Source organism: Serratia sp. 121840015-1 (assembly GCF_053627655.1).
In genome coordinates, this window is the sequence record NZ_JBSEYF010000003.1 from 372252 (window position 1) to 386333 (window position 14082).

The window sequence follows — 14082 nt, forward strand, 5'->3', positions numbered from 1 at the left end:
TTACAGCGCTTTTTTTATGCCTGCAATTTAGATATATCTTTTTATCGGCGCAGGCTTGCGCATTTAGATATATCGATCTAGATTAGCCTTATCGACGCTGTTTAGATATATCTAAACAATCTCGTATTGATGTTCACCGTTAAAGCGAGGTATCACGCTATGTTTCATCGATTAGGTTTACACCGGCATCACCACCACCATCATGAATGCGAAGAGGGTCGCCGTCATCGCGGCGGGCGCCATCACTTCGGCGGCGACGGCGAAGAGCACGGCCGGGGTGGGCGCGGCGGCCGGGGCGGGCGTCACCGTCTGTTCGAGCACGGCGATCTGCGTCTGGTGCTGCTGGCGCTGGTGGCGCGCAAGCCCAGCCACGGCTATGAGCTGATCAAGGCGATTGAGGAGGCCTCATCCGGCCTGTACGTGCCGAGCCCGGGGGTGATTTACCCCACGCTGACGCTGCTGGAAGAGCAGGATTTCCTTGAGCCGCTCACCACCGGCAACGGCCGCAAAAGCTATCGCATCACCGCCGCGGGCGAGGGCGAGCTGCAAAAGCATCAACAGGTGGTTGACGTCATTCTGGCGCGCCTGGCGGGTGCCGGCCGCGAGCATTATCGGCACGGCAACCTGGCGGAAGGCATCTACGACGCCATGAACCGCCTGCGCAGCCTGCTGCGCGGCAACGTGATGCGCGCCGATCTCACGCCGCAGCAGGTGGAGCGCATCAACGCCGCGTTGCTGACCGCCGTGGCGGCGATCGAAAGCGAAATGCATATTCAACCCACGCAGCAGGAGAAGAACTGATGCCCGGCCACCGTTTTACTATTACCGTTGAAGCCCTGAGCGATCGCCAGGGCAATCCCGTCGAGAAAGCGCCGCTGAGTTTTGAAGTGACCAACCACGACGATATTCTCGATATCGTCGAGCGCATCCGGGCGCGTGACGATCTGAACTTCGGCCCCGAGCAGAGCGCGGCCTTCGCCGTAGGCTTGAAGCTGTTCTCCGAAGTGATGATCGAAAACCGCAAACACCCGGTGTTCGCTCCGCTGCGCGAGGCGTTTAAGGAATTTATGGTCGGATTGAAGAAGGGGCCGGCGGCGTAAAGGCGCGGCAAACCGCGCCCGCCGAGGTTAAGGCATGAAGCGATAGCCGACGCCGGTTTCGGTCAGCAGGTGTTTGGGCCGGGCCGGATCGGCTTCGAGCTTCTGCCGCAGGTGGCCCATGTAGATGCGCAGATAGTGGCTGTGCTCCACGTAGTTCGGCCCCCAGACGTGGCTCAACAGCTGGCGTTGGGTGATCACTTTGCCGGCGTTGGCCAGCAGCTCCGCCAACAGGCGAAACTCGATCGGCGTCAGATGCAGATCTTCGTCGTTGCGCAGCACCCGGCGATTCACCAGATCGACGGTGATTTCCGAAAAGCTTATCAGCGGGCTTTCCTGTTGGCTGGCGGAGTGGCGACGCAGCGCGACCCGCACCCGCGCCAGCAGCTCGCCGATGCCGAACGGTTTGCTGAGGTAGTCGTCGGCGCCGGCGTCCAGCGCGGCGATTTTGTCCTCTTCGGCGTTGCGCGCCGACAGCACGATCACCGGAATGGCGCTCCACTGCCGCAAATCGCGGATGTAGCTCAGCCCGTCGCCGTCCGGCAAACCCAAATCAAGAATGATCAGATCCGGTTTGCGCGTGCCGGCTTCAATCAACCCACGCTGCAGCGTTTCACTTTCAAATACCCGCAGGCCTTCGCTCTCCAGTGCGGTGCGCACGAAGCGGCGGATCTCTTTTTCATCTTCAACAATCAGAATGTTGGTTGGCGTTATGCTCACGTTTCCCCTGCGTTGATTACAGATCGAAGGCGTCGCCGTCGATCTCGGGCGGTTTTTCCAGCGGCAGCACGAAGCGGAAGCTGGCGCCGCCGTTGGCGCCGTTTTCCGCCCAGATGCGGCCATCATGCACTTCAATAATGGCACGGCAAATCGCTAACCCCAAGCCGACGCCGGGGATCGCCGACTCTTTATTGCCGCGTGAAAACTTGTCGAAAATCAGCTGGAGCTGATCGGCGGGGATGCCGGGGCCGTTATCCCAGACCTCGACTTCCAGCCACTCGGGCAGCGTGCGGGCGCGAATGCCAATGGTGGCCTCGGCGCCGGCGTATTTATTGGCGTTTTCCAACAGGTTGGTGAACACCCGTTCCAGCAGGCTGCCGTCGCAGTTGACCAGGATCTGTTCCGGCGGCAGCTCGACCACGATCGGATGCTGGCTGAGCAGCGGCTCCAGCATGTGCAGCGAGGCGCCGACGATCTCTTCCAGCGACTGCCACTCTTTGCGCAGGCTGAAACCGCCGGACTGGATGCGCGCCATATCCAGCAGGTTATTTACCAGCCGGGTGGTGCTCAGCACCTGCTGGCGGATCTGGCTGGCCTGGGTGGCGTGATTGGAGCCTTCGGCCGCCAGGTCCAGCGTGAGGATTTCCGCCTGGCCGAACAGCACGGTCAGCGGCGTGCGCAGATCGTGCGACAGCGCCGCCAGCAGCGAGTTGCGCAGCTGTTCGCGCTCGGCGTCCAGCTTGGCTTCCTCGGCGCTGCGCGCCAGGTGCAGCCGCTCCAGCGCGCTAGCGATCAGCACCGCGAAGGTTTGCAGCAGCCGCTGCTGTTCCGGCACCATTAGCTGGCGCAGGTTGTTGGGCTCGATCGCCAGCAGGCCGAAGGTCTGCTTGGGGGTATTGAGCGGCAGCAGCTGGTAAGGCACGCCGGGCAGGGTATCGGTGCCGGCGCCGGCCGGCAGGCCTTTGTCGAAGCTCCAGCGTGCGATGGCCTCGTCTACCGACAGCAGTCCACCTTCCTCGCCGACCATCTGTTGCAGGCGGCCGTCTTCCTGCGGCAGCAGCAGCACGGTTTTCGCCTGGAAACTGCTGGAGAGGAAGTGGCGGCTGGTGTTGGCGATGTCGGCCACGGTCAGCGCGCGGCTCAGCCCGCGCGACATTTCGTACAGGTGGCGCGCCCGCTGCTCGCGGTAGCGCGCCACCCGGGCCTGATAACGCACCCCGGCGGTCAGGTTGCCGATGATGATGCCGACGGCGAGCATCACGCCGAAGGTCAGCAGATACTGCATGTCGCTGACGGCGAACGACCATTCGGGCTGGACGAAGAACAGATCGAAACTGGCGACGTTGATCACCGCCGCCAGCACCGACGGCCAGCGGCCGAAGAACAGCGCGACGATCGCCACGCCGAGCAGATAAACCATCACCAGGTTGGCCTGATCGAAGCCCGGCAGCAGCCACTGCGAGAGCAGGGTAATCAGCGCGCACAGCGCCACCGCGACCACGCAACCGCGCAGCTGCATGCGCCATTTATCATTGAAGCTGCGGCCGTCGTGCTCCTTGCCCGGCGGCGGTTGTGCGGTGTCGCTCTCCAGCGCCACGATCACCAGATCGAGATCCGGGCCCAGCCGGCCGAGGCGATCGGCGAAGCTGCCGCGCAGCTTCCAGCGCTGCTCGCTGCGGCGGCCGATGATGATTTTGCCGAGGTTATGCTCGCGGGCATAGCGCAGCACCGCGCGCTCTTCGGACGGATCGGCCAGCGTGGCGGTTTCTGCCCCCAGTTCCTGCGCCAGCCGCAGCGCGCGCAGAATGGCGCGGCGCTGGTTTTCCGGCAGCCGGTGCAGCTTGGGGGTTTCCACATAGACCGCATGCCAGTGGCAGCCGAGCCGCGCTGCCAGCCGGGCGGCGATGCGCACCAGCTTTTCGTTGCCGCTGTTGTGGCCGACGCACAGCAGAATGCTGTCGCGGGTGTGCCACACTTTCTCGCGCCCCTGGGTGTCGCGAAACTCGCGCATCTGGTCATCGACCCGATCGGCGGTGCGGCGCAGCGCCAGCTCGCGCAGGGCGATCAGGTTGCCTTTGCGGAAGAAGTGCTCGATGGCGCGCTCGGCCTGGCCGGGAATATACACTTTGCCTTCGTGCAGCCGCCGGCGCAGATCGTCCGGCGGCAGATCGACCAGCACCACTTCGCTGGCCTCGTCAAACACGTGGTCGGGCACCGTTTCACGCACCCGCACGCCGGTCACGCCGCCCACTACGTCGTTCAGGCTTTCCAGATGCTGTACGTTGACGGTTGTCAGCACGTCGATGCCGGCATCCAGCAGCTCTTCCACATCCTGCCAGCGTTTGGGGTGGCGCGAACCGTGAGCGTTGCTGTGCGCCAGTTCATCCATCAGCACCAGCGCCGGGTGGCGCGCCAGCGCGGCGTCGAGATCGAATTCATGCACCAGCCGGCCGCGATGCTGGATGCGTTTTTGCGGCAGCAGCGTCAGGCCGTCGAGCAGGGCGGCGGTCTCGCTGCGGCCGTGGGTTTCCACCACGCCGACCAGCACGTCCAGCCCCTGAGCGCGCAAACGCTGGGCTTCCTGCAGCATGGCGTAGGTTTTGCCGACGCCGGCGCAGGCGCCGAAGAATACCTTCAACCGGCCGCGCGGTTTTTCATTGGCCATCGCCAGCAGGCTATCGGGATCGGGGCGCTGCTGCTCTTCTTCGACCATGACAATTCCTTGTGTTACCAAGCAAAAAGGGGTTCGGCATGCCGAACCCTATCACTATGCTGAATACGGCGCGTTACTTCAACGCATCCAGCGCCAGGTTCAGCTTCAGTACGTTCACCACCGATTCCCCCATGAAGTTGGGCGTGGCCCGATCGGTGTTGTCTTCGATCAGTTTGGCGATCTGTTCCGGCGGCAGATGCCGTGCCGCCGCGACTCGTGCCAGCTGATACTGTGCGGCGGCGATCGAGATCTGCGGATCCAACCCGCTGCCGGAGGCGGTCAGCAGATCGACCGGGATCGGGCCGCTCATCGCAGGGTTGGCCTGGCGCAGCTGCGCTGCGCGCTCGGCGATAGCCTTATCCAACGCCGGGTTGGTGGCCGCCAGGTTGCTGCCGGCAGAGGCCAGTGGATTATAGGCCGAATCGCCGGTGGCCGATGGGCGGCCCCAGAAATAGTCGGCGCGCGTGAAGTTCTGGCCGATCAGTGCGGAGCCGACCGCCTTGTCGCCCCGGTACAGCAGCGAACCGTTGGCCGCACTCGGAAACAGCAGCTGCGCCAGCCCGGTGGTCAGCAGCGGATAGGCGATGCCGGTGATCAGCGTCAGCAGGATCAGCATCACCAGCGCAGGTCGTAAATAAGTCATGTTCATTTCCCTCAATGGTTAACCGGCGACGTGTAGCGCGACCAGGATCAGGTCGATCAGTTTGATGCCGACGAACGGCACCAGCAGGCCGCCGACCCCGTACAGCCACAGGTTGCGGCGCAGCAGGGCTGCGGCGCTCATCGGTTTGTAGCTCACCCCTTTCAGCGCCAGCGGGATCAGGAACACGATCACCAGGGCGTTGAAGATCACCGCCGACATGATGGCGGAGGCCGGGGAATGCAGATGCATCACGTTCAGCGCGTTCAGCTGCGGATAGGTGGCCGCGAACGCCGCCGGAATGATGGCGAAGTATTTGGCCACGTCGTTGGCGATGCTGAAGGTGGTCAGCGAGCCGCGCGTCATCAGCATCTGTTTGCCGATGTGCACCACTTCGATCAGCTTGGTCGGGTTGGAATCCAGATCGACCATGTTGCCCGCCTCTTTGGCGGCCTGGGTGCCGGAGTTCATCGCCACCGCCACATCGGCCTGCGCCAGCGCCGGGGCGTCGTTGGTGCCGTCGCCGGTCATCGCCACCAGGCGGCCTTCCGCCTGGTACTGGCGGATCAGCGCCAGCTTGGCTTCCGGCGTGGCTTCCGACAGGAAGTCGTCCACCCCGGCTTCGGCGGCGATCGCCGCCGCGGTCAGCGGGTTATCGCCGGTGATCATCACCGTTTTGATGCCCATCTTGCGCAGCTCATTGAAGCGTTCCTTGATGCCGCCCTTGACGATATCCTTCAGCGCCACCACGCCCAGCACTCGGGCGCCTTCCGCCACCACCAGCGGTGTACCGCCGGTGCGCGCCACGCTTTCCACCAGATCGTCCACCGCCCGCGGGAAGTGCCCCTGATTGGATTCGACGTGACGGCGAATGGCATCCACTGCGCCTTTGCGGATCATGCGCTCCTGCACGTTGACGCCGCTCATGCGGGTCTGGGCGGAGAAGGGCACGAAGGTGGCGTTCAGCGCCTGCAGATCGCGTTCGCGCAGGTTGAATCGCTGTTTGGCCAACACCACGATGCTGCGGCCTTCCGGCGTTTCGTCCGCCAGTGAGGCCAGCTGCGCGGCATCCGCCAGCTCTTGCTCTTTCACGCCCGGCGCCGGCAGGAACTCCGAAGCCTGGCGGTTGCCCAGCGTGATGGTGCCGGTTTTATCCAGCAGCAGCACGTCCACGTCGCCGGCGGCTTCCACCGCGCGGCCGCTGGTGGCGATCACGTTGGCGCCGAGCATGCGGCTCATCCCGGCCACGCCGATGGCGGACAGCAGGCCACCGATGGTGGTGGGGATCAGACAGACCAGCAGCGCGACCAGCACGGTGATGGTGACCACGCTGCCGCTGCCGGCCGCTTCCACGCTGTATTGCGAGAACGGGAACAGGGTGGCGGTGGCCAAGACGAACACGATGGTCAGCGCCACCAGCAGGATAGTCAGTGCGATCTCGTTCGGCGTTTTGCGGCGTTTGGCGCCTTCCACCATGGCGATCATGCGATCGAGGAAGGTTTCCCCCGGGTTGACGCTGCACTGCACCACCAGCCAGTCGGACAGCACGCGGGTGCCGCCGGTGACCGAGGAGAAGTCGCCGCCGGACTCGCGGATCACCGGCGCGGACTCACCGGTGATGGCGCTTTCATCTACCGAGGCGCCGCCTTCCAGCACTTCGCCGTCGCACGGGATGGTGTCGCCGGCTTCCACCAGCACGATATCGCCCTTGCGCAGGCTTTCGGCGGCCACTTTCTCCGTGGCGCCGTCGCGGCGCGGGCCGGCCAGTTTTTTCGCCCAGCTGGTTTTCTTGGTGCCCTTCAGGCTTTCCGCCTGGGCCTTGCTGCGCCCTTCGGCCAGCGCTTCCGCGAAGTTGGCGAACAGCACGGTGAACCATAACCACAGGGCGACGCTGCCGGTAAAGGCGGCGGCGCCGTCGGTTTGGCCGGTGAGGATCGCCAGCCAGATGGCGGTGGTCAGAATGCTGCCGATATACACCACGAACATCACCGGGTTGCGCCATTGAACGCGAGGGTCCAGTTTTTTCACCGCATCGATCAGCGCGGTGCGCACCAGGGCCGGTTCAAACAGCGCGCGTTGTTTGCGAGTCATCTCTTATTCTCTCTCTGTGACGTCTGTTAGTTTGCCAACCAAAGCTGCAAATGCTCGGCCACCGGGCCCAGCGCCAGCGCCGGCACGAAGGTCAGCGCGCCCACCAGCAGCACGGTGCCGATCAGCAGGCCGATAAACAGCGGCCCATAGGTCGGCAGGGTGCCGTTGCCCGCCGGCTGGCGTTGTTTGGCGCTCAGCGAACCGGCGATCGCCAGCACCGGCAGGATCACCCCGAAGCGGCCGACAAACATGGCGAAGGCCAACAGCAGGTTGTAGAACGGCGTATTGACGCTCAACCCGGCGAAGGCGCTGCCGTTGTTGTTGGCGGCGGAGGACAGGGCGTACAGCACTTCGCTGAAGCCGTGAGCGCCCGGGTTGAGGATGCCGGCGCGGCCCGCGTCGGTGCCGATGGCCAGCGCGCTGCCCAGCAACACCAGCGTCGGCGTGACCAGGATCGCCAGCGCGGTCATCTTCATGTCGTAAACGTCGATTTTCTTGCCCAGATATTCCGGGGTGCGGCCGATCATCAGACCGGCGATAAACACCGTCAGCAGCACGAACAGCAGCATGCCGTACAGGCCGGAGCCGACGCCGCCGAACACCACCTCACCGATCTGCATCAGCCACATCGGCACCATGCCACCCAGCGCGGTGAAGGAGTCGTGCATGGCGTTAACCGCCCCGCAGGACGCGGCGGTGGTCACCACCGAGAACAGGCTGGTGGCAAGAATGCCGAAGCGCGACTCTTTGCCTTCCATATTGATGTTGCTGTCGGCGCCCAGCGCGCTCAGGTGCGGGTTGCCCGCCAGTTCGGCGTACATCACCACGACCACCGCCACCACGAAGATCAGCGCCATCGCCCAGATCAGCGCATGGCCCTGGCGGTTTTCACCGGCCAACTGGCCGAAGGAGAAGCACAGTGCGCAGGGGATCAGGAAGATGGCCAGCATCTGCACGAAGTTGGTCAGCACGGTCGGGTTCTCGAACGGGTGCGCCGAGTTGGCGCCGAAGAAGCCGCCGCCGTTGGTGCCAAGCATCTTGATCGCTTCCTGCGAGGCCACCGGCCCCATCGGCAGCGTCTGCTGCGCGCCTTCGAGCGTGGTGACGTGCAGGTAAGGCAGGAAGTTTTGCAGCGTGCCCTGGCTGACGAAGAACAGGGCGATCAGCAGCGCGATCGGCAGCAGCACATACAGCGTGATGCGGAACAGATCGGCCCAGGCGTTGCCGACGGTGTTGCCGGCGCGGCGGGTAAAGGCGCGGATCAGCGCAAAGGCCACGGCGATGCCGGTGGAGGCGGAGACGAAGTTCTGCACCGCCAGCCCGGCCATCTGGCTGAAATAGCTGAGGGCGCTTTCGCCGCTGTAGGCCTGCCAGTTGGTGTTGGTGACGAAGCTGACGGCGGTGTTGAGCGCCAGATCCCAGGAGAGGCCCGGGAAGCCTTGCGGGTTGAGCGGCAGCGAGCCCTGCGTCATCAGCAGGGCGAACAACAGCGCCAGGCCGAGCAGGTTGAACGCCAGGATCGCCAGCGCGTACTGCCACCAGTTCATCTCGGTGGCGCGGATGCCGCAGGCGCGCCAGACGCCGGCTTCTACCCCGCGCAGCGCAGGCAACGGCTCACCTTCGATCAGGCGCGCCATAAAGCCGCCCAGCGGCCGGGCTAGCAGCAGAAGCACCAGCAGGAAGCTGGCGATCAGTAAAAAGGCTGAAGCCGCCATCAGAAATCCTCCGCGTTAAACAGGGCGTAGACCAAATAGGCCAACAGCAGCAGAACCAACAGCGCACCACCAATAACGCTGAAACTCACGGGACACCTCCAGAGGTGTTGTTTTTGATAGAGGCAGTGTAGGGAGAGGGGTAGAAAGAAGATGAAAAAATCGCGCGGGTGGGTGTAAAAAAAGTATAAAAATGGCTGAAATTGCAGCGGAAATTCAGCGCTTCAACCATCAGGCCGGTGGCGAGATTGCCCCTGATGGAGGAGGGAGAACGGGCGTAAGCGGGAAATAACCACCCGGATAATAACCACAATGTAACCCATGGTAAGTTAAAAATTAACTTGGCTGTAACAAAATTACGGATCGCTGCGGCGATTAGCGATTTTTTGTGCGATTTAGTGGTCGGATGAGTAGTAAACTTTCATCAAGTGCGCTAAAATTTTGCTCAGTTACCAAATTACCGATTGTTCATTTGATACGCCGACGCCGTTTTCCCTGACAAATCAACGGCAGGCGTTTTTAAGGAGGTTCGCATGTCTACTACCTATCACGCTTATTCATTGCATCGGATTCTCCTGCGCCGCAGCGCAGTGGTTATCGCGGGCATTTTGGCCCTGCCGGTGATGCTGTTCCGCAGCGATCGCGGGCGTTTTTACAGCTACCTGCACCGCGTCTGGTCAAAAACCAGCGATAAGCCGGTCTGGCTGCAGCAGGCGGAACTGGCGTCCTGCGATTTCTACTGAGTCGCTGCCGATTCACGAAAAAACCCTCGCCCTGCGGCGGGGGTTTTTTTATGCCTCTGGCCGCCCCTATCAAGCGCAAGGTCGTATTCGGCAAGCCATTCTTCTACACTTTCCTCATCGGCCAACAACACGGGAGAGCGGTATGAGTGACAAAATCCCTATCGGCATCAGCGCCTGTTTACTGGGCGAGACGGTGCGTTTCGACGGCGGCCACAAGCGGCTGGCCTTTGCGGTGGAACAGTTGGCGCCCTATGTGCGCTTTGAGCCCGTTTGCCCAGAAATGGCGATCGGGCTGCCTACGCCGCGCCCGGCGCTGCGCCTGGTGAAACAGGCGCAGCCGTGGCCGGCGATGCGCTACAGCAACGACGCCGGCGTGGATCTGACCGAGGAGATGCGCGGCTTCTCCGCGCAGCGCGTGGCGGCCTTGCAACATCTTTGCGGCTATATCGTCTGCGCCAAGTCACCGAGCTGCGGCCTGGAGCGGGTGCGGGTCTACAGCGAAAACGGCAAGGACTCGCGTAAAAACGGCGTCGGTCTGTTTACCGCCGAACTGCTGCGCCAGATGCCGTGGCTGCCGGTCGAAGAGGATGGACGATTGCAGGACGCGGCACTGCGGGAAAACTTCATTGAACGGGTGTATGCGCTGTACGAGCTGAACATGCTGTGGCGTCAGGGGCTGACCCGCGGCGGGCTGATCGCGTTTCACAGCCGCTATAAGCTGTCGCTGCTGGCGCATTCGCAGCCGGCGTATCGGGAGCTGGGGCGCTTCGTCGCCGATATTCACCGTTGGGACTCGCTGGAGGCCTTCGCCGTGGAATACCGCAGCCGCCTGATGGCGCTGTTGGCGCACAAGGCAACGCGCCGCAACCACACCAATGTGTTGATGCACGTGCAGGGCTATTTCCGCCGTCAGCTCAGTACGGCGCAGCGCCAGGAGCTGGCGCATCTGATCGATCGCTACCGGCAGGGCATGCAGCCGCTGTTGGCACCGATCGCGCTGCTCAAACATTACATGGCGGAATACCCCGATCGCTATCTGGCGGAACAACGCTATTTCGAACCTTATCCGGAGGCGCTGCGTTTGCGTTACGGCCATTGATTGACAAGGAGTTTTATGACCACGCATCTGGTCTGGTTGCGTAACGATCTGCGTATCACCGACAACAACGCGCTGCACGCCGCCTGCAGCGATCCCGAAGCCCGGGTGCTGGCGGTGTTTATCGCCACGCCGCAGCAGTGGCGGCAACATGAGATGGCGCCGCGGCAGGCGGCGCTGATCCACGCCAGCCTGCAGGCGGTGCAGCAGGCGCTGGCGCACAAGGGCATTGCGCTGCATTGCCATGCCTGTGCGGACTTTGCCGCGTCGATTGACTGGCTGGCGGACTATTGCGAGCGGGAGCAGGTGGATACGCTGTTTTACAATCGCCAGTACGAACTGAACGAACGGCGGCGCGATGCGCGGCTGGAACAGCGGTTGAGTGGCCGGGTGAGGTGCCACGGTTTCGATGACAGCCTGCTGTTGCCGCCGGGCAGCGTGCTCACCGGCGGCGGAGAGATGTACAAGGTCTATACGCCGTTTCGCAACGCCTTTATTCAACGCCTGACCGAGTCCGACGTGAGTTGCCTGCCGGCGCCGAAGATCCGCGCCGGTGGCGCGTTGCCTGCGCCTGAGGCGCCGGCGGCGTTCGATTATCCCACGGCAGACATCGGGGATGGCTATCCCGTTGGTGAGGAGGCCGCGTTGCAGCGGCTGCGCGCTTTTTGCCGCGAGCAGGTGCAGGATTACCTCCGGCAGCGCGATCTGCCGGCCCTCGCCGGCACCAGCAGCCTGTCGCCCTATCTGGCGATCGGCGTGCTGTCGCCGCGCCAGTGCTTCAACCGCCTGCGCGCCGAATGCCCGCAGCTGCTGGAAGATCGCGAAAGCGGTGCCTTCGCCTGGCTCAACGAGCTGATTTGGCGCGAGTTCTATCGCCATCTGCTGGTGGCCTATCCCGATCTGTGCCGCCATCGGCCGTTTATTGCCTGGACGGACAAGGTGCGCTGGTGCGATGACAAGGCGAAGCTGCAGGCCTGGCAGCGGGGCGAGACCGGCTACCCGATCGTCGATGCCGCCATGCGCCAGCTGAACGCCACCGGCTGGATGCACAACCGGCTGCGCATGATCAGCGCCAGTTTTCTGGTGAAGGATCTGCTGATCGACTGGCGCACCGGGGAGCGCTATTTCATGTCGCAACTGCTGGATGGGGATCTGGCGGCCAACAACGGCGGCTGGCAGTGGGCGGCCTCCACCGGCACCGACGCCGCGCCGTATTTCCGCATCTTCAACCCGACGACTCAGGGTGAACGTTTTGATCCACAAGGCACTTTTATCCGTAAATGGTTGCCGGAACTGGCGGATGTGCCCGACAATGACATCCATCATCCCCATCGCTGGGCGGAAAAGCAGCGATGCACGCTGAACTACCCGCTGCCGATCGTCGACCATAAGCAAGCCCGGCTGGAGACGCTGGCGGCGTTCGAGGCGGCAAAACGGGGAGAGTCTTGAGGCAACTGCAAGGAGCGACGCAATGATGAAAAAGGTGCTGGCCCTGTGCCTGAGCGGCTATTCGGCGCTGGCGATCGCCGGCTTTGACGTGGTGGCGCTCGGCGTCGACGGCGGCGTCAGCGACGGCAATCTGACCTCCTACCTGATCCGCAGCGACAATCAGCCGCGGTATGTGGCGCTGGACGCCGGTTCGCTGCTGCCGGGCATCGCCAAAGGGCTGGAGAAGGGCAGCTTCCCGCAGGTGACGCCCGAGCTGGCCGCGCCTTACACGCCGCAGGGCTATGTGTTCCGGCAGTTGATCGGCAGCTACTTTATCAGCCACGGCCACCTGGACCACGTGGCGGGGCTGATCGTCGGCTCACCCGAGGACAATAAAAAAACCGTTTACGCCCAGGCGGACACCGTACTGACCCTGCGTAATCACTACTTCAACTGGAAGGCGTGGCCGAACTTCACCGACGCCGGCAACGGCTCGCGGCTGGGCACTTACCGGCTGCAAACGGTGCGGCCGCAGCAGCGGTTTACCCTCGGCCTGACCGGATTGACCGGCGTGATGTACCCGCTCAGCCACGATCGCTATCCGTCGTCGATGCTGCTGATTTCCAACGGCAGCGAGTTCTTCGCCTACTTCGGCGATACCGGGCCGGATAAGGTGGAGCAGTCGCGCGATCTCGATACCGTCTGGCGCGCGCTGGGGCCGCTTGTCGAGCAGAAGAAGCTCAAGGGCATGATTATCGAAACCTCTTACCCTAACGGGGTGGAGGATAAACATCTGTACGGCCATTTGACGCCGGCCTGGCTGCTGAAGGAGCTAAAGAACCTGACGCAGTACAGCGGCGGCGATGGCTCGCTGAACGGTTTGCCGGTGGTGATCAGCCACATCAAGCCCAGCCTGAAACAGGGCGAAGACACGCGCGCCGCCATTGCGCAGCAGCTGGCGCAGGGCAACGATCTGGGCGTGAAATTCATCCTGATGGCGCAGGGCGACCGGCAGACATTTTGACTATGAAGAGAGAAGAGAATGCGTAACCTCGATCTGGAACAACTGATCAACACGGAACTGAACGCCGCGGCGTTTCAGGACTACGCCCCCAACGGATTGCAGGTAGAAGGCCGCCCACACGTGCAGCGCATCGTGACCGGCGTCACCGCCTGTCAGGCGCTGCTGGACGCCGCGGTGGCGCATCAGGCCGACGCGATTATCGTGCACCACGGCTATTTCTGGAAAAACGAGGCGCCGGCGGTGCGCGGCATGAAACGCAATCGCCTGAAAACGCTGCTGACCCACGACATCAACCTGTACGGCTACCACCTGCCGCTGGACGCGCATCCGGTGCTGGGCAACAACGCGCAGCTGGCGCAGGCGCTGGGCATTCGGGTGATTGGCGACGTTGAGCCGCTGGTGCCGCACGGCGAATTTGAACAGCCGCTGACCGGCGAAGCGCTGCAGCAGCGTATCGAAAGCCGGCTGGGGCGCGCGGTGCTGCACTGCGGCGATAACGCGCCTGAGCACATTCGCCGGGTGGCCTGGTGCACCGGTGGTGGCCAGGGCTTTATCGACAGCGCGGCGCGTTTCGGCGTCGATGCGTTCATCAGCGGTGAAGTGTCTGAGCAGACCATTCACAGCGCGCGCGAAATGGGCGTGCATTTCTTCGCCGCCGGCCACCACGCCACCGAGCGCGGCGGCGTGAAGGCGTTGGGCGACTGGCTGGCGCAGCACCACGGCTTTGATGTGACCTTTATCGATATCCCGAATCCCGCCTGATTTTTTTCTTCCCCGGATCCAGCCCGGCCTGTGCGCCGGCTGAATCCTTTTACCGC

At 63.2% G+C, this 14082-nt stretch carries 13 protein-coding genes; 7 read left to right on the forward strand and 6 right to left on the reverse strand.

The window, feature by feature from the left end:
* Window positions 1-159: 159 nt before the first annotated feature.
* Both ACUXAC_RS18030 and ACUXAC_RS18035 read left to right on the forward strand, forming a co-directional pair.
* Entirely contained in the window at window positions 160-801 is a 642-nt protein-coding gene (locus ACUXAC_RS18030) for a PadR family transcriptional regulator (protein WP_454266810.1), read from the forward strand.
* Window positions 801-1100: a DUF3861 domain-containing protein gene (locus ACUXAC_RS18035; protein ID WP_454266811.1), complete on the forward strand. Its 300-nt coding sequence runs from the start codon at window positions 801-803 to the stop codon at window positions 1098-1100. The genes ACUXAC_RS18030 and ACUXAC_RS18035 overlap by 1 nt, the downstream gene beginning before the upstream one ends.
* 27 nt (window positions 1101-1127) lie before the next feature.
* Here the strand turns inward: ACUXAC_RS18035 and kdpE are convergent, their stop codons facing one another.
* The 6 genes from kdpE to ACUXAC_RS18065 all read right to left on the reverse strand — a co-directional run bounded on the left by kdpE (window position 1128) and on the right by ACUXAC_RS18065 (window position 9065).
* Entirely contained in the window at window positions 1128-1817 is a 690-nt protein-coding gene (gene kdpE / locus ACUXAC_RS18040; protein WP_038877506.1) for a two-component system response regulator KdpE, read from the reverse strand.
* 16 nt (window positions 1818-1833) lie between these two features.
* On the reverse strand, window positions 1834-4530 hold the full coding sequence (kdpD, locus tag ACUXAC_RS18045; RefSeq protein WP_087763325.1) for a two-component system sensor histidine kinase KdpD: 2697 nt from the start codon (window positions 4528-4530) through the stop codon (window positions 1834-1836).
* Between the two features lie 73 nt (window positions 4531-4603).
* Window positions 4604-5173 (reverse strand): potassium-transporting ATPase subunit KdpC, encoded by a 570-nt coding sequence (gene kdpC / locus ACUXAC_RS18050; protein WP_149571651.1) that lies wholly within the window; start codon window positions 5171-5173, stop codon window positions 4604-4606.
* Window positions 5174-5191: 18 nt separating this feature from the next.
* Window positions 5192-7261: a potassium-transporting ATPase subunit KdpB gene (kdpB, locus tag ACUXAC_RS18055; protein ID WP_273873925.1), complete on the reverse strand. Its 2070-nt coding sequence runs from the start codon at window positions 7259-7261 to the stop codon at window positions 5192-5194.
* Window positions 7262-7287: 26 nt separating this feature from the next.
* The gene (gene kdpA, locus ACUXAC_RS18060; protein ID WP_038877511.1) at window positions 7288-8976 is read right to left on the reverse strand and encodes a potassium-transporting ATPase subunit KdpA; all 1689 of its coding nucleotides are present in this window, start codon (window positions 8974-8976) and stop codon (window positions 7288-7290) included.
* Window positions 8976-9065, reverse strand: a complete 90-nt coding sequence (locus tag ACUXAC_RS18065; protein WP_016928742.1) for a K(+)-transporting ATPase subunit F — start codon at window positions 9063-9065, stop codon at window positions 8976-8978. Before ACUXAC_RS18065 ends, kdpA begins: the two co-directional genes overlap by 1 nt.
* A 441-nt stretch (window positions 9066-9506) precedes the next feature.
* Between ACUXAC_RS18065 and ACUXAC_RS18070 the strand changes: the two genes are divergently transcribed.
* The 5 genes from ACUXAC_RS18070 (at window position 9507) to ACUXAC_RS18090 (ending at window position 14026) form a co-directional block, all read left to right on the forward strand.
* On the forward strand, window positions 9507-9716 hold the full coding sequence (locus ACUXAC_RS18070; protein ID WP_004939916.1) for a YbfA family protein: 210 nt from the start codon (window positions 9507-9509) through the stop codon (window positions 9714-9716).
* A gap of 142 nt (window positions 9717-9858) precedes the next feature.
* The gene (locus ACUXAC_RS18075; RefSeq protein ID WP_100396174.1) at window positions 9859-10815 is read left to right on the forward strand and encodes a YbgA family protein; all 957 of its coding nucleotides are present in this window, start codon (window positions 9859-9861) and stop codon (window positions 10813-10815) included.
* A gap of 15 nt (window positions 10816-10830) precedes the next feature.
* The gene (gene phrB / locus ACUXAC_RS18080; RefSeq protein WP_454266812.1) at window positions 10831-12261 is read left to right on the forward strand and encodes a deoxyribodipyrimidine photo-lyase; all 1431 of its coding nucleotides are present in this window, start codon (window positions 10831-10833) and stop codon (window positions 12259-12261) included.
* A 22-nt stretch (window positions 12262-12283) separates the two neighbouring features.
* Window positions 12284-13264: an MBL fold metallo-hydrolase gene (locus ACUXAC_RS18085; RefSeq protein WP_048232933.1), complete on the forward strand. Its 981-nt coding sequence runs from the start codon at window positions 12284-12286 to the stop codon at window positions 13262-13264.
* Window positions 13265-13282: 18 nt separating this feature from the next.
* Window positions 13283-14026 (forward strand): type 2 GTP cyclohydrolase I, encoded by a 744-nt coding sequence (locus tag ACUXAC_RS18090; RefSeq protein ID WP_025301873.1) that lies wholly within the window; start codon window positions 13283-13285, stop codon window positions 14024-14026.
* Window positions 14027-14082 lie beyond the last annotated feature (56 nt).

Excerpts from the sequence above, each read along its gene's own strand:
- ACUXAC_RS18035 (WP_454266811.1), top strand. The coding sequence starts at position 801 with ATGCCCGGCCACCGTTTTACTATTACCGTTGAAGCCCTGAGCGATCGC.
- kdpB (WP_273873925.1), bottom strand. The coding sequence starts at position 7,261 with ATGACTCGCAAACAACGCGCGCTGTTTGAACCGGCCCTGGTGCGCACC.
- ACUXAC_RS18075 (WP_100396174.1), top strand. The coding sequence starts at position 9,859 with ATGAGTGACAAAATCCCTATCGGCATCAGCGCCTGTTTACTGGGCGAG.
- kdpC (WP_149571651.1), bottom strand. The coding sequence starts at position 5,173 with ATGACTTATTTACGACCTGCGCTGGTGATGCTGATCCTGCTGACGCTG.
- kdpA (WP_038877511.1), bottom strand. The coding sequence starts at position 8,976 with ATGGCGGCTTCAGCCTTTTTACTGATCGCCAGCTTCCTGCTGGTGCTT.
- phrB (WP_454266812.1), top strand. The coding sequence starts at position 10,831 with ATGACCACGCATCTGGTCTGGTTGCGTAACGATCTGCGTATCACCGAC.
- ACUXAC_RS18085 (WP_048232933.1), top strand. The coding sequence starts at position 12,284 with ATGATGAAAAAGGTGCTGGCCCTGTGCCTGAGCGGCTATTCGGCGCTG.
- kdpD (WP_087763325.1), bottom strand. The coding sequence starts at position 4,530 with ATGGTCGAAGAAGAGCAGCAGCGCCCCGATCCCGATAGCCTGCTGGCG.
- ACUXAC_RS18030 (WP_454266810.1), top strand. The coding sequence starts at position 160 with ATGTTTCATCGATTAGGTTTACACCGGCATCACCACCACCATCATGAA.
- ACUXAC_RS18070 (WP_004939916.1), top strand. The coding sequence starts at position 9,507 with ATGTCTACTACCTATCACGCTTATTCATTGCATCGGATTCTCCTGCGC.
- ACUXAC_RS18090 (WP_025301873.1), top strand. The coding sequence starts at position 13,283 with ATGCGTAACCTCGATCTGGAACAACTGATCAACACGGAACTGAACGCC.